This is a genomic window from Shewanella corallii (assembly GCF_023349125.1).
In the GTDB taxonomy this organism is placed as follows: Bacteria; Pseudomonadota; Gammaproteobacteria; order Enterobacterales; family Shewanellaceae; genus Shewanella; species Shewanella corallii.
In genome coordinates this window covers 468,588-485,026 of record NZ_JAKIKT010000002.1, presented here as the reverse complement: position 1 = coordinate 485,026, position 16,439 = coordinate 468,588, and the positions used below count along the sequence as shown (strand labels likewise).

The following is a 16,439-nucleotide window of genomic DNA, read 5'->3' as shown; positions in this document are numbered from 1 at the left end:
CTCCATTCCTGTAACCCCTGAACATTAACGTTATTAAGTTCAGGATAAAAGGGTTTTGTGTCAGTGGTGACGACGCCAGACAAGCAGGTGAAGCAGGGCGAAACCGCCGTGTCCCCAGACATAGGCCTCAATCAGACCAACCAGAGCTTTATGCAGGCCGAGGAGGTCTGGGGCAGTCTGCCAGCCCAGGGTTATGCCTGCTAACCAGAAGGCGCCGCTGAATACCGCCAGCAGCAGAGCTAGGAGTCCCAGCCCTTCGAGGCAAGCGGCGAGCCCGCCGGGCTGAGCATCGGGCAGGGACAGACCTTTAAGTATGCGAAGGTCTGTTTTGAGCTGTTGAAATTGCCCAAATAACCAGGGATACAGATCCCTGAGGTGACGCCTTTTCAGCAAGAGTGCCATAAACACAGGAGCCAACACCAGCAGTCCCAATCCGGCAAACACATGGTACCAATCCACTGGAGTTAATTTGGTCAATGGCGTGTCGACATGGACATGCATAAAGAAGGATGAGAGGAGTTGCAGCAGCACAGCTGACATAACGATGGCATGCAGCCAGGTTTCAGCTGGAGGCAGCCTGCTGAAAAGAAATGAAATACCCCGGGAAAGGTGTTTATCCGACATAAAAAGCGAGCCAGAGCAATGAACCTGACTGTTATCATGCCTGAGTTTGTCTGCGGGCCGGATTATGTTTGATTAATGAAGATAAAAATACCGGCACTCAGGCCGGTATGTTTAAATCTATCAGTTGAGAGCCTGTGCCCAGCCAAACGACTAGTCGTCGCGGGTCAGCACTTCCAGCATTTCAACTTCGAAGGTCAAATCTGAATTGGCCGGGATTTTGTCACCCATCTGGCGCTCACCATAGGCCAGATGTGATGGAATAAACAGCTTGCGCTTGCCACCCACTTTCATACCCATCATGCCTTGATCCCAACCTTTGATTACCCGGCCTGTGCCGATAACCACCTGCAGAGGGCGACCTCTGTCATGGGAAGAATCAAACTTGGTGCCGTCCTGCAAGAAGCCTTCATAGTGCACAGTGATCAGCGCACCCTTTACCGCTTCTTTGCCTTCGCCTTCCTGAATATCTTCAATGATCAGTTCACTGGTCATCGCAATTTCCTCAATGCTGGATTGTCAAACGGCGGCAGTTTAGCACGGTCATCCAGATTTGAGCCTGCTATTTTATCAGTTTCAGCAGAGCCCGAAATCTGTCTCCCTGTGCGATATGCTGCAGTTCAAACAGCAATGACTCAACGTTTTGCAGCCTGGCACCATAATCCCGCATCATCTCAATTCCCAGTTGTTTGTTTTCAGGCGCTCGGGACGAGACGCAGTCACATACCAGATGAACTTGATAGCCTTGCTCAAGCAGATCCCGGCAGGTTTGATACACGCAGATATGGGTTTCAATGCCGGCGAGGATAACCTGTTTGCGGCCACTTTGGATAAGACTGCGGCGGAACCCTTCCGCCTGCCATCCACTGAAGTGCTCTTTGGCTATGGGCTGGTTTTCCAGACTAAGCAGCTCCGCCAGCGACGGCGTGGTATGGCCCAGTTTTTCGGGAAGTTGCTCAAGCCATAGTGTGGGAATTTCAAATAACTGAGCGCCCTGGATCAGTGTGCTCAATTTTTGGTGGAGGGCTTCGCTGTTGTCGACAACCTGAGCCAGTTTTCCCTGCACATCCACAATGGCCAGTATGCAATCCTCTGCTTTCAACATCTCTTCACCCCCTTAATTCAACCAGCCCCCAAACTACTGCGTTTACATGTCATTTTCCAGTGCAAAACCTGATGCCTGATGGTGCATAAATGCACGAATTTGGTGCAATTGTATTCAGCCTGGTGTTGTGGTGTTCGCTTAACTTATTGTTAATAAATTGATTTTATTTATGGCTTAAAGATTGTAACGCACTTGCTCAAACAACGGACGAGAACAAACCGGAGGGCGGGATGAAATTGGTCAGCGCGATTATAAAGCCATTCAAACTTGATGACGTCAGAGAAGCGATTGCAGGTCTGGGCATTGAGGGCATGACAGTGACAGAGGTTAAAGGCTTTGGTCGGCAGAAGGGGCATACCGAGCTATATCGGGGAGCGGAATATCAGGTAGATTTTCTGCCCAAGGTGAAGCTGGAGATAGCGACCAAGGATGAGCACCTCGACCACCTGCTTGAGGTCATAACAGAAGCTGCCCGTACCGGCAAAATTGGTGACGGCAAAATTTTTGTCACTGAGCTGGAGCAGGCGATCCGTATTCGTACCGGCGAAACAGATACTGAAGCATTATAAAAAATTGGGGGCAATAAGATGGAAACGCTAACAGAACTTGGGGCGACAGTAACTGAACTGAGGTTTGCCCTTGATACATTTTACTTTTTGATTTCAGGTGCACTGGTGATGTGGATGGCGGCTGGTTTTGCCATGTTGGAGGCCGGATTGGTGCGCTCAAAGAACACCACTGAAATTCTTACCAAGAATGTGTGCCTTTACTCAATTGCCTGCATCATGTACCTGATTGTGGGTTACAACATCATGTATGTAGACAATACCGAGGGGGGCTGGTTGCCCAGTTTGGGGGCGCTGATAGGCACACAGTCGGGCGATGCCGACCATGCGCTGGAGTCTGATTTCTTCTTCCAGGTGGTGTTTGTGGCGACAGCCATGTCTATTGTATCCGGTGCCGTCGCCGAGCGTATGAAGCTGTGGGCCTTTCTGGCATTTAGCGTTGTACTGACAGGCTTTATCTATCCGGTAGAAGGTTACTGGACCTGGGGCAGCGGCTTCCTGTCCAAAGCTGGCTTTGTTGACTTTGCCGGTAGTGGCATTGTGCATATGGCCGGCGCTGCGGCAGCTATTGCCGGTGTGTTGCTGCTGGGAGCCCGCAAAGGTAAATATGCTGCCAATGGTCAGGTTAACCCCATTCCGGGTTCCAACCTGCCGCTGGCGACTTTAGGCACCTTTATCCTGTGGATGGGCTGGTTCGGCTTTAACGGTGGCTCTCAGTTAATGGTGTCTGATGCCGACAACGCTTCATCAGTTGCCAAGATCTTTGTGAATACCAATTCAGCTGCAGCCTTTGGTGCCATCGCTTCTTTGCTGGTATGTAAGATGACATGGGGCAAGGCTGACCTCACCATGATACTGAATGGTGCACTGGCGGGTCTGGTCGCTATTACTGCTGACCCTCTGTCGCCATCCCTCGGCCTGGCCGCTGCTATTGGTGCGATCGCCGGTGGTCTGGTGGTGTTCTCTATTGTTGGGTTTGACCGCATCAAAATTGATGACCCTGTAGGTGCAATATCAGTGCATGGTGTAGTGGGCTTCCTGGGACTGATGCTGGTGCCTCTGTCGAACCCTGAAGCTACTGTGGCCGCCCAGCTGCTCGGGGCGGGAGTTATTTTTGCCTGGGTATTCGGTGCTTCACTGGTAGTGTGGGCGATACTCAACTACACCATGGGCATTCGTGTCAGCGAGGAAGAGGAGTATCAGGGAATGGATGCTTCAGACTGTGGTATCGATGCTTACCCTGAGTTTGTATCGGTAAAATCAGCCTGATACCGAACAATCAGAAGTTAGTTGAGCAGGGCTTGTCCCTGCTTTTTTTGTGCTAAGCTGCCAACAGATATACTGATCGGAGCGTCGTGATGAGAACCGGGTTATTGCTGTTGAGCTGGATGCTGGTATGCCAGGCTTTTGCCGGTGATATTAAGGTTCATGACAAGACAGAGCCTTTCGACCCATTCGCTGTCAGAGATGCCAAAAAGGCAGATCATGAATGGCAGGAGCAGCAAAGACTAAAACAGCAACTTGAGTTGATTGAATCGCTTCCCCTTGGATGTGTGTTGCTGGTTCAGCCCTACAGACACTATCGTTGCGGCGATTTGTACTATCGACCATACCCTCAGCCCAGAACGTCCGAGCTGCAACAGAAGCTGCAATATCAACGTATCCCCGCCCCCAAAAACCGCTGAACCAGGTTTTATAGCGTTTCAAGCCAGCCGTTCGGGTTGATAACGATTAATTACATTTCAAATCCGGGCAGATCAGCATATGGTGATAAAGTGAACCATAATTTAATTTATCGGTGCTGTTCGGCCTTTATTCTGCAAGGGCTGTCAACATAGCTTATTGGCGGTAAAACGTCGGGCGGCAACACTGGATACCCATTCCAACCGGTCCTGTGGACCCAGAGGAGGAAGTATGCTGCTTCGCGTATTTACCCTGCTTACAGTTGTGATGCTGGCAGGATGTCAGTCTGCCCAGACACCTGTCTATCGGGCACAGGTGGAAAGCCTGTTTCTGGACCAACACTTTGATACCGAACAGGTGTTGCCCGCAGCAGACACTATATTCAAACTCCCCCCTTCAGTAGCGTCCGAGGTACGGCGTCGTTATGAGCGGGATAAACTCGGTTACAAGGGTAGCCACAATGCCCATGAGTGGCTGAGCGAGTTCATCCGTGAACGTGACGGCGGCTTTGAGTACAGAGATCACCTGACCCGTGGAGCGACCGAGACCTATGCCCGTCGTGAGGGCAATTGCCTGAGCCTGGTACTGCTGACCACTGCTTTGGCCGACACACTGAATGTGCCGGTGCAATATCAGGAGGTGGAGGTTCAGCCGATTTGGGATAAATGGGGGCAGTTTTATCTGATTAACGGTCACATCAATATCAAGCTCTACGCCCCTGAGAGCAGCACCAGTCTGACCTTTGCCTCCCGCTCAATACTGGTGGATTTCCTGCCGGAAAGGGCGATTCGGGGATATACCAGTCACAGGATCAATCGCAGTACAGTCACCGCGATGTTTTACAACAATCTGGCGGCAGAAGCTCTGGTAAACGGCGATCTGGACAGAGCCTATGCCCTGATCAAAGCCAGCCTTCAATTCAAACCTGACTTTATCTCCGCCATTAACACTTTGGGGGTTGTTTATCGCAGGGCTGGCATGGATGACGAGGCGGAACGGGTTTATCGGTATGCCATGGCGTTGCCGGGCGATCACTTAAACCCCATGAGCAATCTGGCACTCTTGCTGGGCGAGCAGGGAAGGCTGGAGGAGTGGTCTCAAATTCACAGAAAGTTGGAGCTTGCCCGTATCCGTAACCCGTTCTACTACTTTGATATGGCGGAAGAGGCATACACCAGAAAAGCTTATTCCGAAGCGGTGGATTGGTACAGGAGGGCGGTGAAGCTGGCTGACTATCAACCCGAATTTTTTCTGGGCCTGTCCAAGTCTTATTGGCAGCTGGGTGACAGGGATAGAGCTGAGTTCAACATGAGTCGGGCAATAAAACTGGCGACAGATGAAGAAGATAAGCAAAGGTACCAATATAAGCTTAAAGCGATGAAAAACTATGCGGTTCGCAGCATATAGATGCTGAGAAGCTTGACTGTTTCAAAAATATTAAATCAATAAAAACAGTTGGTTATCGATTCATGTTGAAATAAATAGTGATTGCGTTGCATTGTGGTGGGGGACTCGTTAAATTGGCTGTTAATGATAAAGAGGCCAAGGAGACCTGTTCCCTATGTATTACCAGAATGACGATGTGCGTATTAATGAAGTCAAAGAGCTGTTGCCCCCGGTCGCCATTCTGGAACGATTTCCTGCCTCGGAAGCGGCTTCTGCGACGGTTTTCAACTCCCGCAAAGCGATATCAGATATCCTTTCCCGCCGTGATGACCGCCTGTTGGTGGTGATCGGTCCCTGCTCTATTCATGACCCGAAAGCAGCTCTTGAATATGGTGAGCGCCTGCTGGCACTGCGTGAGGAGTATAAGGACCAGCTGGAAATCGTGATGCGGGTTTATTTTGAAAAGCCACGGACCACTGTGGGTTGGAAGGGGTTAATCAATGATCCTTTCATGGATAGCAGTTTCCAGCTGAATGAGGGGTTGAGAAAAGCCCGTAAGTTACTGCTGGACCTGAATCACGCTGGCCTGCCGACCGCCGGTGAGTTTCTGGATATGATTACCCCTCAGTATCTGGCGGATCTTATGTGTTGGGGTGCAATTGGGGCGAGAACCACTGAGTCTCAGGTGCACAGAGAGTTGGCGTCCGGTCTCTCCTGTCCGGTCGGATTTAAAAATGGCACCGACGGCACGATTAAAATTGCCATAGATGCTATAGGTGCAGCCGCTGCTCCCCATCACTTTATGTCTGTGACCAAATACGGCCATTCGGCGATTGTGTCCACCAAAGGTAACCCGGATTGTCACATTATTCTGCGCGGCGGCAGAGAGCCCAACTACAGTGCTGAGCACGTGAAGCAGATCTCCGGACAACTGGCTACCGTTGGGCTCAACCCAAACCTGATGATTGATTTCAGCCATGCCAACAGCTCCAAGCAGTATCAGCGTCAGATGCTGGTGGCTGAGGATGTTGGCAGCCAAATTGCGTCGGGTGAGCAGTCAATCTTTGGGGTGATGGTGGAAAGTCATCTGGTGGAAGGGCGCCAGGATCATCAGCCCGGACAGCCTTTGACCTATGGGCAAAGCATTACTGATGCCTGTATCGGCTGGCCGGACACAGAAAAGTTGCTGGCCGGTTTAAATGCCAGCATTCTGGCCAGAAGAGAACAGGCTGGATAATACAGATAAAGAAAAGAGGGGCTAAGGCCCCTCTTTCAATTTATCAATCAGCCTTTGAATTAAATCATTCAGCGAGTTTAAAAGGCGCGCGAGCGGCTTAAACCTATCTTCTAAAGGGGAAAGGTATTAAGCGCTTTTCAACTGCTGGGAGATGTACTCATTGGCTTTTGCCAGGCTACCGAACGAGGCAATCAGATTTTTCTTACCTTTTTCTCGAATTTCGGGGTTATCAGATTCAATCATCATCCATACCCAGGTTTTTAGCAGCGGCAACGGTGGGTATTGAACCTTAGCGGAGTCCAACATAAAACGTCCTTCAACCATAATTTGTTATTAGAGGATTTTTTAATTTTTATCGCCTGTAGTTGCTTGTGTTATGCAGGCGTCACCGAAGGGTATCAGATTATTAATCGCCAGATAATACCAAAGAAGAGAAATATTTCACTGTTGAACTCCAGTTATTACAAGGCGGTACAGGGGATTTGCGCTGCCAGGTGATGAAAATTGGTGCAATATTCGACATTGTCCTGGGATTGTGGCTGAAAAGCGGTTGCTACAGGCTATCGCACCTTCCCCGGCTATCTGGCATCATGCTCCTGAGTTGAGTATTCCATCGTATTGATCAAAGGCAGGTTTTATGCGTCCCTCCCGATATCTGGACAACGCTCCCGCAGACAGACTGCACTGGCAGGTACTGAGATTGTTGTGGCCCTATTTGCTGGAATACCGGCTGCGTGTTGGGCTGGCGATGCTCTGCCTGTTGGCGGCCAAACTGGCCGGTGTCACCATGCCTTTTGTGCTCAAGGATCTGGTTAATACGCTGGACTCGGAAAAACTTCAGGCGGTCGCAGTCCCCATCGCTCTGGTACTGGCGTATGGCGGACTGAGATTTCTCTCCACCATTATCGGTGAGGTCAGAGATACCCTGTTCGGTCGGGTGACTGAGCGGGCCATCAGACGATTGGGACTGAATGTCTTCCGACATTTGCACTCGTTGGATTTAGGGTTTCATCTTGACCGGCAGACCGGTGGTCTCTCCCGGGATATTGAGAGGGGCAGCAGCGGCGTGTCATTTCTGATGCGCTTTATGGTGTTTAATATTGTTCCCACTGTGCTTGAGATTGGGCTGGTAGTGGGCATTTTCTGGTACAACTACGGCTGGGTATTTGCTGCAGTAACCCTGGTGGCAGTCGCTGCCTACGGGGTGTTCTCGGTTATCGCCACTGAATGGCGAACCGGATATGTCCGGGAAGCTGCAATTGCTGACTCAACCAGTAATACCCGGGCGATAGACAGCCTGCTCAATTATGAAACGGTTAAGTACTTCAACAACGAAGAGTACGAGTTTAAACAGTATGATGAAGCCCTGGGACGATGGGAAAAGGCCAAGCGTGATAATCGCTTGTCTCTGTTCGCATTGAACGCAGGCCAGGCCTTTATCATAGCTTCAGCCATGACAGTGATGATGGGGCTGGCGGCATCGGACGTGATCAGCGGCGATATGACCATAGGTGATTTTGTATTGGTTAATGCCTTTATGATGCAGCTGTTTATGCCCCTTAATTTCCTGGGGTTCGTGTACCGGGAGATCCGTGGAGCGCTGGCCAATATAGAGCGCCTGTTTTCGCTGCTTGATGAGCGTCCCCAAATTCTGGATACAGACAACCCTCAGTCGAGCGCCGGTAAGGGACATCTGGTTTTTGATAATGTCTCCTTCGCCTATGGTGAGCGGCAGATACTCGACAATGTCAGTTTCGAGCTGATGCCGGGCGAGAAGATCGCCATAGTGGGGGAGAGTGGCGGTGGTAAGTCCACGATAATTAAATTGTTGTTCCGCTTTTACGATGTCACAGGTGGAAGCATTCAACTGGACGGGGTCGATATCCGTCAGATGGAGCAGCAAAGTCTGCGCAGGCAGTTCGGTATCGTGCCTCAGGATACCGTGCTGTTTAACGATACTCTGCTTGAGAATATTCGTTATGGCAGACCCGAAGCGTCTGATGAAGATATACGGCGAACCGTTCAACTTGCCCATCTGGAGGAGCTGGTTAAGCGGCTGCCCAAGGGGCTGGAAACCCGGGTTGGTGAACGTGGTATGAAGCTGTCAGGCGGTGAAAAGCAACGTGTTTCCATCGCCAGAGCGATTCTGAAGGGGGCGCCGGTGATGGTATTCGATGAAGCGACTTCTTCATTGGACAGTGGTGCTGAACAAGCCATTTTAACCGCCATGAAAGAGGTCTCAGCCAGGCGAACTTCACTGGTTGTCGCGCACCGCTTGTCTACCGTGGTAGATGCAGACAGGATTCTGGTGCTTAAAGGTGGTCAGATTGTCGAGCAGGGTAAGCATCAGCAACTACTGGCTGTTGGTGGCGTTTATGCCGGGCTATGGCAGATGCAGCATCAAAGCCGGGAAAGAGAATAACTTCCGTACAGCTTGTGTTCAGTAACTAACCTCAATAATGGGTCCCGAGTGATTCAGGGAGGTTGATATGGACAATATTGCTTTGACAGTGGCTGTTGAAGGACAGTCGTCAGTGATGGACAGTGACTGGTATTCGGTTCGCCGCACTTTGGCATTTCGTGGTTTGGAACAAGGTATGTTGAATGATGTTTACACCCAGCTGATTGCCGGGGTAAAGGTTTCAACCCGCGGATTGACATTGGGTATGCGCAGCAATGCACAATCGAGCCATACCGCGTTCAATATGTCAGTCCTGCCTGAGCCTGTCTGAACACTCGCTTCCCCCTTTTTGTATTTTAATCTGCTTCTCATCCTTTTCCGCAGTCATCATGCCCCGATGGCTGCGGCTTTTTTATTGCGCATGACAATAGATACAGAGCATGTTGGTGGTTGAGGTTGAATAAGCAAAGCGATATCCAATCAAGGCAAATCACACTCGGCTTGCGAACGATCTGAACACTCGCTTCCCCACCTTTTATAACTGTGTATTTTATCTGTTTCTGATCCTTTTCCGCAGTCATCATGCCCCGATGGCTGCGGCTTTTTTATTGGCAGGGACAATAGATATAGAGCATGTTGGTGGTTGAGGCTGAATAAGCAAAGCGGTATCTAACCAAGGCAAACCACACTCGGCTTGCGAACGGTCTGAACACTCGCTTCCCCACCTTTTATAACTGTGTATTTTATCTGCTTCTCATCCTTTTCCGCAGTCATCATGCCCCGATGACTGCGGCTTTTTTATTGGTAGAGACAACAGATACAAAACACCCCGCAGTTGCGGGGTGTTTCATTATTCAGGAATGTTTTTACTCAGCGAGCTTGCTTGTTTGCCTGCCAGGCTTCGCAGGCAGCTCCCGGTTTGAACAGTTCAAGCTTTTTGGGTTCAAGAGGGGTGATGCTGCCCTCGCGGTAACACAAAAGTGCGCCTTCCAACTCGGTGAAGCGGCGGCAATTTTTGCAACTGCTCTGGGAAGACTCCCTGAGAGGATTTGATACTACGGCGTTCATATTCCATGTGTTCCTAATTGAATGTCGAGGTGTCGCAAAAAAACGAAGAATGTGACCTCGTGCACGAAACGCTGTCAATCATAATGGCTTGTCTGGTTACTTTCAAATCAATTTCACCTAAAAGGTTGATTTAATTTTGTTTGTTACCAAAGTTTTACGCTGATGTGTCTGGCTTGTTCGGGGTGCTTTTCGCAGTTTTATTTTTTGCTGGAGAAACTCGTTATCAGGCCGATATATTAAGTACCGCTTAATCACTGGTGGGTAATGTAAGGAGGGCTTCAATGTTAACAGGGATAACATCATCAGATGTTAAGGCTGCCGTTACCCTCAATGACGCTAAAGCATCATCTGAAAGCTCCTTACTATCGAAGGACAGTGAGTCTGTTGACGGTCGCGAAACCCCGCCGCAAATCGCCCCCTGGATGCAGGCGTTCGCCACTATCCGTCAGGCCGTAGATGAGGCTCTGTCTGTCTCGGCTAGCAATCGTGCAGCCAGATATGCATTTGCACCAGACTCTGCAGACACCCTGTTTGCCAGTGCTCTTCAATATGGCTTCGAACAGGTACGCCAGCAGGGAAGTTTGGGATATGGTGATATGTCGGCTGTGATGGCACTTGGGGTGGCACTGGATACCGGCTATCGTCAGGCTATCAGCGCGGTAGAGTCTATGGCCGCTCATCCCGGCCTGGCCGAACAACTCAAGTTATCCCATCAAAAACTGCAGTTGGAATGGGATGCCAGTTTGAGTCTGGTGATCGCCGGCAGTGGCAGCGCTTCCCGATTTGGCCTCTGAACTCATGTCCGCGAACCAGATAAATCCAACTTATCCCGTCTTTGTCCTGCTCTACATTGCCGATTTTAAGCCATCCCCTGGCTATCGCTTGCACAGTGACTAAATCCTTAAACTTGATTAACCCTGAATAAAGCCATGCAATAAAAGGGTTTTTGTCTAAGGTTTAAAGGCTTATGCTGAAACCATCTGTTCAGTGCGGAGACAGGAAAATGTGGACAAGCGCAACCGTGATTGAGCGCATCGATTGGAATGACAAACTCTTTACCCTCAGATTGGCGGCAGATATTGAGCCTTTTATTGCAGGGCAATTTATCAAGCTCAGTCAGGAGCGTGAAGGTAAGCGTGTTGCCAGAGCTTACTCCCTGGTCAACGCGCCGGACGCGGAGTATTTGGAGGTGTTGGCAGTACGGGTCGAGGATGGCCAACTGTCTCCGTCGCTGCACGATTTGAACTCAGGCGATCAGATTGAAATCTCCACCAAGGCCGCAGGTTTTATGACCTTGGATGAACTCCCTGCAGATATGGGCCAGCATCTATGGTTACTGGCGACCGGCACTGCCGTTGGGCCATTTGTCTCTATGCTTGAAACAGAGCAGCCCTGGCAAAGGTTCAAGCGTATCGTTCTGGTTTATGGTGTTCGATTGCAAGAGGACCTGGCGTACTGGCAGCGACTTCAGGAGTTGGCCCAGCTGCATAATGGGCAGCTTGAACTGGTCGCCTGTGTTACCCGGGAGCAGATGCCGGGGGCATTGGAATGCCGTATTCCGGATGGTCTCGCAGATGGCAGTATCGAGCAGCAAGCAGGCGTTACCTTGTCTGCACAGGACAGTCAGGTGATGATTTGCGGCAATCCAGGGATGGTATCAGGAGCGCTGGAGCTACTGCAGGAGAGGGGGCTGGCAAAGAATCTGCGCAGAGCCCCGGGTCAGATCACCATGGAAAAATATTGGTGAGGGAGTCGTGGCTTTGATGAAACTCTATTATTCAGATGCGTCGCCCTACGCCAGAATGGTCAGGGTGATGATAGAACTGCTGCAGTTGAACCATATCCAACTGACCTCAACCAACCCTTTCGATAATGATGAGGAGTTCGTCGAGGCCAATCCCCTTGGTAAGGTGCCATGTCTGATGCTGGCAGATGGCAGTGCGCTCTATGACTCTGAAGTGATTTGCCGTTTTCTGGACGTGGAATATGGTCAGAGCCAACTGTTTGCTCCGGCAGATGGTTACTGGTCCCGGCACTGCCTGTTCTCTATGTTAAAAGGCATGCTGGACAGTGCGGTGGCGCTCAGACAGGAGCAAATGCGGGCGGAAGAGGGGAATAGCTCTCCCTTCTGGAAAGGACGCTTTGAGCAAGCCCTGCTAAGGGGCCTGCGTCAAATAGATCACTCAGGCTTACTCAATGGTGATGAGATCACCGCAGAGCGTATCGCGCTGGTATGTTTGCTTGACTATCTGGACTTTCGCCATCCTTCCATTGAGTGGCGTAACCTGGCTCCCGCTACGGCGCTCTGGCTGAACCATATCAGTAAGGAATCAATTTTCAGGGAAACCCGCCCTGCATAATCCACTATATTCTGCTTCAGCGGGTTAACTGAATAGCCCGCTTTACTCTCCGGAACTTCGTTCAAAAAGAATACAATAGAGGCCGCTTTTGATGGATTCGTCTTGCTGGTATCAGTAAGTTTTTGTACTCTTAGCGCTACTGATAACTATTATCATTATATTAATCATCCGAAATATATTTAGTTGATGAGGGAGAACAGGGAATGAAGTTGGTAAAACAGATGACCAGAGCCGGTGTTGTATGTTTGGCTGGAGTAATCTCCTGGTCCGCAGTGGCAGCAGATAAGCTGACCGTCTATTCCTATCGTCAACCGTTTCTGATTGAACCTATTCTTAAGGACTTCACCAAACAAACCGGTACTGAAGTCGAGTTGGTTTTTGCCAAAGATGGTTTGGCAGAGCGTATCGCCCGCGAAGGTCGACTCTCTCCCGCCGATATTGTTCTGACCTCTGACTTCTCCCGCCTTCAGGAGCTGGTCGACAAGGGCCTGGTTGCCCCGGTTGACAGCGAGGTGCTGGAACAAAACATCCCCGCTCAGTTCCGTTCACCGGAAGATGACTGGTACGCCCTGACCATGCGTGTGCGTAACGTTTACTCCTCCAAAGAGCGCCTGGGCAAGCTGGATCTGGACTACGAAGACCTGGGAAAGCCAGAGTTTAAAGGCAAAATCTGTACCCGCAGCGGTAAGCATCCTTACAACATAGCGTTGGTGGCTTCCATGATTGCTCATCACGGTGAAGCTGAAACCAAGAAGTGGCTGGAAGGGGTAAAAGACAATCTGGCCCGCCGCCCTCAGGGGAATGACAGAGCTCAGGTTAAAGCCGTTAAAGAAGGTCTGTGTGATATCGCCATCGGCAACAGCTATTATCTGGGCAAGATGGTTAACGATCCCAAGCAGATTGCCTGGGCTGAGGCGGTAGAGATCAACTTCCCTAACCAGGATAACCGTGGCTCACACATTAACGTGTCTGGCATGGCGCTGACCAAGCACGCCCCCAACAAAGCTGATGCCGTCAAGCTGATGGAGTTCCTCTCCTCCGATAAAGCGCAGGCCGCTTATGCTGAGGTGAACTACGAGTATCCGGTTAAAGCTGGCGTGCCTTTATCCGGACTGGTCGCATCCTGGGGTAAATTCAAAGCTGACAAACTGGCGATTCAGGCTTTGGCAGACAACCATAAGGCAGCGGTAAGACTGCTGGATGAGGTGCAGTTCGACCTCTGAGGCCTTTGCCATTTGCCTGTTGTTAGCGTACAGTCCGGTTTCCTTCTGGAGCCGGGCTGTACCAGGTAAATAACAATTATGATTCTCGGACTTCCCAAACGCTGGTCTGTATCTGCTTTCACACTGGCAGGCTTGCTGTTCACCCCATTTATCGCATTGGTTATCCAGGCCTTAATGCCTGATCAGGCTGTTTTCGGTCATTTGATGGAAACCGTCCTGCCCACCTATATTCAAAACAGTTTGTTATTGATTTTGCTGGTCAGCATTGGTGCCTTGCTGCTGGCGACACCCGCTGCCTGGTTGGTAGCCCGTTGTGACTTCCCCGGCAGATCCGTTTTTCAATGGGCTCTGTTGCTGCCACTGGCGATGCCTGCTTATATCGTGGCCTATGTTTACACAGACATGCTGGATTATGCCGGGCCGGTTCAAAAGGCGTTAAGAGAGCTGTTTGGTTGGCAGTCACCGGCCGACTACTGGTTTCCCGAAGTCAGATCCCTTGGTGGCGCGGCAGTGATGCTGGCTTTGGTGCTGTTTCCCTATATCTACCTGCTGGCCCGCACCGCATTTATGGAGCAGTCTGCCAGTCTTATTCATGCCGCCAGGGTGATGGGCTGCAGTCCATGGCGCAGTTTCTGGCGCTTGAATCTGCCTATGGCAAGACCCGCACTGGCTGTCGGCGTAGCCCTTGTCGCCATGGAAACCGCGGCAGACTTCGCTACCGTAAGCTATTTTGCGGTGCCCACACTCACTACTGCGGTTTACGATACCTGGCTTGGGCATGGCAGCCTGAGTGCGGCGGCCAAGTTGTCGGTGATTATTTTGTTGGTGGTGTTTGCTCTTATTGGGATGGAGCGTTTCTCCCGCCGTAAGCAGCAGCTTTACCAGAAGAACAGTTTTCACTCTGGTTTGGAGCGATATGCGCTGGCTGGCGTAAAGTCTCTGGCTGCATCCGGCTATTGCGCCCTGCTGTTGTTGCTGGCGTTTTTGCTGCCTTTTGGTATCTTGCTGGATTATGCATTGGACTATTTCGAATACAGCTGGACTCCTGAGTTTTTCGAGTACAGTGCTAATAGCCTGTTATTGTCAGCTTTGGTCAGTGTGCTCTGTATGGCGATAGCCCTGATCTTGCTGTTTATCCAAAGGATCAGTCCTGACGACAGGGATGCATTGCCTGCCAGACTCGCCTCGTTCGGCTATGCTCTGCCGGGGACTGTGCTGGCAATTGGCGTACTGGCACCACTTACGCTGGCCGATTTTGGGGTCAATGATCTATATGCTTTGTTTGATCAGAGGGGGCCGGGTTTGATTTTTACCGGCACCCTGTTTGCGTTGGTGTTTGCCTTCTGTATTCGGTTTTCAGCTATCGCCATAGGAAGCCTGGAGAGCAGCTATAAGCGTATCTCCCCCTCCATGGATATGGCGGCAGTAACTATGGGAGAAAAGCCTTTGGGACTGCTGAGCAGGGTTCACCTGCCATTGCTGAAAAAAGGCTTGTTTGCCGGTATGCTGCTGGTGTTTATCGAAGCTATGAAGGAGTTGCCCGCAGCGCTCTTGCTGAGACCTGTTGGCTATGAGAATCTGGCCACCTATGTTTTTCAGTATGTGTCTGATGAGCAGTTGGAATATGGTGCATTGGCGGCCATAGTTATCGTCTTGGTAGGCTTGGTGCCTTTGATCTATCTGAACCGCTCGCTGGAGCAGGAAAATTAAGTATGACCGCATTATCCATCACGGGAGTTAACAGTGAGTATCAGGGCGTCCGGGTTCTGGATGGACTGGATTTACAGATGGAACAGGGAGAAATACTGGCGCTGCTTGGTCCCAGCGGTTGTGGTAAAACTACTCTGCTTCGAGCCATTGCCGGACTACAGCCTGTCTCCTCGGGTTGTATCCATGTGCAGGGACAGTGCTTCAATGGCGAGGGGAACTTTACCCCCAGCGAGCAGCGTGGTGTTGGAATGATCTTTCAGGATTATGCCCTGTTCCCGCACCTGACAGTGGCCGACAATATCCTGTTTGGTGTGACAGAGAAAGACAGCTTCCGCCGTGGCGCACTGCTGGAAGAGATGCTGACTCTGGTCAAACTCGAAGGGCTCGAGAAACGTTACCCCCATGAGCTTTCCGGTGGTCAGCAGCAAAGGGTCTCGATTGCCAGAGCACTTGCCTGTAAACCCAAGTTGCTGTTGCTCGACGAACCTTTCTCCAATATCGACAGCCAGGTTCGCGGTGAGTTGATGATGGAGATCCGCGCCATCCTTAAAAGCCGCAAGGTGAGCGCGGTGTTTGTGACTCACAGTAAAGATGAAGCCTTTGTCTTTGCCGATAAGCTGGCTCTATTCAAAGAGGGCCGGATCGTCCAGCATGGTACCGCAGAAGAGTTGTACTACAGCCCTGCAGAACGCTATGTTGCCGACTTTTTGGGACGGGGTAATTACGTGCCTGTGCAGGTGGTTGATGGCTTCAATGTTGACAGTCCGCTCGGCCAGCTTGTCAGCACCAGCGAATTGACTTGGCCTTCTCAATACAGCGGAGAAGTGCTGCTCAGGCCCCAACAGTTGACGCTGGAACCGGATGATGCTGCCGCTGGCGTGATTCGTGACAGACGCTTTTTGGGTAATTTCTGTCACTATCAGGTGGAGATTGCCTCCCAGTTACTGGAAGTCCGCAGTCAGTTAACTCAGTTGTTGCCGGGGCAGAAAGTGCAGATCCGTGCCGAAGCGCACCCTCTGGTTATCTTTTAAGTCGACTTGTTACATCCTTTTGTTTCGTTTTTACATCATTGTGTTAGC

General features: G+C 50.8%; 18 protein-coding genes. 13 read left to right on the top strand and 5 right to left on the bottom strand.

Features of this window, described 5'->3' with window-relative positions:
* Positions 1 to 60 precede the first annotated feature (60 nt).
* The 3 genes from L2725_RS07445 to L2725_RS07435 all read right to left on the bottom strand — a co-directional run bounded on the left by L2725_RS07445 (position 61) and on the right by L2725_RS07435 (position 1,726).
* Positions 61 to 624 (bottom strand): cytochrome b/b6 domain-containing protein, encoded by a 564-nt coding sequence (locus L2725_RS07445; protein ID WP_249248352.1) that lies wholly within the window; start codon positions 622 to 624, stop codon positions 61 to 63.
* Between the two features lie 150 nt (positions 625 to 774).
* Positions 775 to 1,116, bottom strand: coding sequence for an FKBP-type peptidyl-prolyl cis-trans isomerase (locus L2725_RS07440; RefSeq protein ID WP_115136013.1), 342 nt, complete (start codon positions 1,114 to 1,116; stop codon positions 775 to 777).
* 67 nt (positions 1,117 to 1,183) lie between these two features.
* On the bottom strand, positions 1,184 to 1,726 hold the full coding sequence (locus L2725_RS07435) for a hydrolase (RefSeq protein ID WP_249248351.1): 543 nt from the start codon (positions 1,724 to 1,726) through the stop codon (positions 1,184 to 1,186).
* A gap of 230 nt (positions 1,727 to 1,956) precedes the next feature.
* On the opposite strand from L2725_RS07435, the gene glnK reads away from it, so the two are divergent.
* The 5 genes from glnK (at position 1,957) to aroG (ending at position 6,598) form a co-directional block, all read left to right on the top strand.
* Complete coding sequence (gene glnK, locus L2725_RS07430) at positions 1,957 to 2,295, top strand: P-II family nitrogen regulator (protein WP_115136011.1); 339 nt, start codon at positions 1,957 to 1,959, stop codon at positions 2,293 to 2,295.
* Positions 2,296 to 2,313: 18 nt separating this feature from the next.
* Complete coding sequence (locus tag L2725_RS07425; RefSeq protein ID WP_249248350.1) at positions 2,314 to 3,561, top strand: ammonium transporter; 1,248 nt, start codon at positions 2,314 to 2,316, stop codon at positions 3,559 to 3,561.
* Between the two features lie 89 nt (positions 3,562 to 3,650).
* On the top strand, positions 3,651 to 3,977 hold the full coding sequence (locus L2725_RS07420; RefSeq protein WP_115136009.1) for a hypothetical protein: 327 nt from the start codon (positions 3,651 to 3,653) through the stop codon (positions 3,975 to 3,977).
* A 229-nt stretch (positions 3,978 to 4,206) separates the two neighbouring features.
* Positions 4,207 to 5,382: a tetratricopeptide repeat protein gene (locus L2725_RS07415; RefSeq protein ID WP_249248349.1), complete on the top strand. Its 1,176-nt coding sequence runs from the start codon at positions 4,207 to 4,209 to the stop codon at positions 5,380 to 5,382.
* A gap of 154 nt (positions 5,383 to 5,536) precedes the next feature.
* A complete protein-coding gene (aroG, locus tag L2725_RS07410; protein WP_249248348.1) occupies positions 5,537 to 6,598 on the top strand; it encodes a 3-deoxy-7-phosphoheptulonate synthase AroG in 1,062 nt (353 codons plus the stop codon).
* A 126-nt stretch (positions 6,599 to 6,724) separates the two neighbouring features.
* Here the strand turns inward: aroG and L2725_RS07405 are convergent, their stop codons facing one another.
* Positions 6,725 to 6,904, bottom strand: coding sequence for a hypothetical protein (locus tag L2725_RS07405; RefSeq protein ID WP_115136309.1), 180 nt, complete (start codon positions 6,902 to 6,904; stop codon positions 6,725 to 6,727).
* Between the two features lie 331 nt (positions 6,905 to 7,235).
* Here L2725_RS07405 and L2725_RS07400 point away from each other — a divergent pair, with 331 nt between their 5' ends.
* On the top strand, positions 7,236 to 9,020 hold the full coding sequence (locus tag L2725_RS07400; protein ID WP_249248347.1) for an ABCB family ABC transporter ATP-binding protein/permease: 1,785 nt from the start codon (positions 7,236 to 7,238) through the stop codon (positions 9,018 to 9,020).
* 67 nt (positions 9,021 to 9,087) lie between these two features.
* On the top strand, positions 9,088 to 9,330 hold the full coding sequence (locus tag L2725_RS07395; protein WP_115136005.1) for a hypothetical protein: 243 nt from the start codon (positions 9,088 to 9,090) through the stop codon (positions 9,328 to 9,330).
* Between the two features lie 539 nt (positions 9,331 to 9,869).
* On the opposite strand, the gene L2725_RS07390 is transcribed toward L2725_RS07395, so the two are convergent.
* Positions 9,870 to 10,067, bottom strand: coding sequence for a hypothetical protein (locus tag L2725_RS07390; protein WP_115136004.1), 198 nt, complete (start codon positions 10,065 to 10,067; stop codon positions 9,870 to 9,872).
* Between the two features lie 281 nt (positions 10,068 to 10,348).
* Between L2725_RS07390 and L2725_RS07385 the strand changes: the two genes are divergently transcribed.
* From L2725_RS07385 to L2725_RS07360, 6 genes are all read left to right on the top strand, one after another.
* Positions 10,349 to 10,861, top strand: coding sequence for a hypothetical protein (locus tag L2725_RS07385; protein WP_249248346.1), 513 nt, complete (start codon positions 10,349 to 10,351; stop codon positions 10,859 to 10,861).
* 209 nt (positions 10,862 to 11,070) lie between these two features.
* Positions 11,071 to 11,814, top strand: a complete 744-nt coding sequence (locus L2725_RS07380) for a ferredoxin--NADP reductase (protein WP_249248345.1) — start codon at positions 11,071 to 11,073, stop codon at positions 11,812 to 11,814.
* 16 nt (positions 11,815 to 11,830) lie between these two features.
* The gene (locus L2725_RS07375; RefSeq protein ID WP_249248344.1) at positions 11,831 to 12,427 is read left to right on the top strand and encodes a glutathione S-transferase N-terminal domain-containing protein; all 597 of its coding nucleotides are present in this window, start codon (positions 11,831 to 11,833) and stop codon (positions 12,425 to 12,427) included.
* Between the two features lie 203 nt (positions 12,428 to 12,630).
* Entirely contained in the window at positions 12,631 to 13,650 is a 1,020-nt protein-coding gene (locus L2725_RS07370) for a Fe(3+) ABC transporter substrate-binding protein (RefSeq protein WP_249248343.1), read from the top strand.
* A gap of 78 nt (positions 13,651 to 13,728) precedes the next feature.
* Positions 13,729 to 15,360: an ABC transporter permease gene (locus L2725_RS07365; RefSeq protein WP_249248342.1), complete on the top strand. Its 1,632-nt coding sequence runs from the start codon at positions 13,729 to 13,731 to the stop codon at positions 15,358 to 15,360.
* Between the two features lie 2 nt (positions 15,361 to 15,362).
* Positions 15,363 to 16,391 (top strand): ABC transporter ATP-binding protein, encoded by a 1,029-nt coding sequence (locus L2725_RS07360; protein WP_115135998.1) that lies wholly within the window; start codon positions 15,363 to 15,365, stop codon positions 16,389 to 16,391.
* Positions 16,392 to 16,439 lie beyond the last annotated feature (48 nt).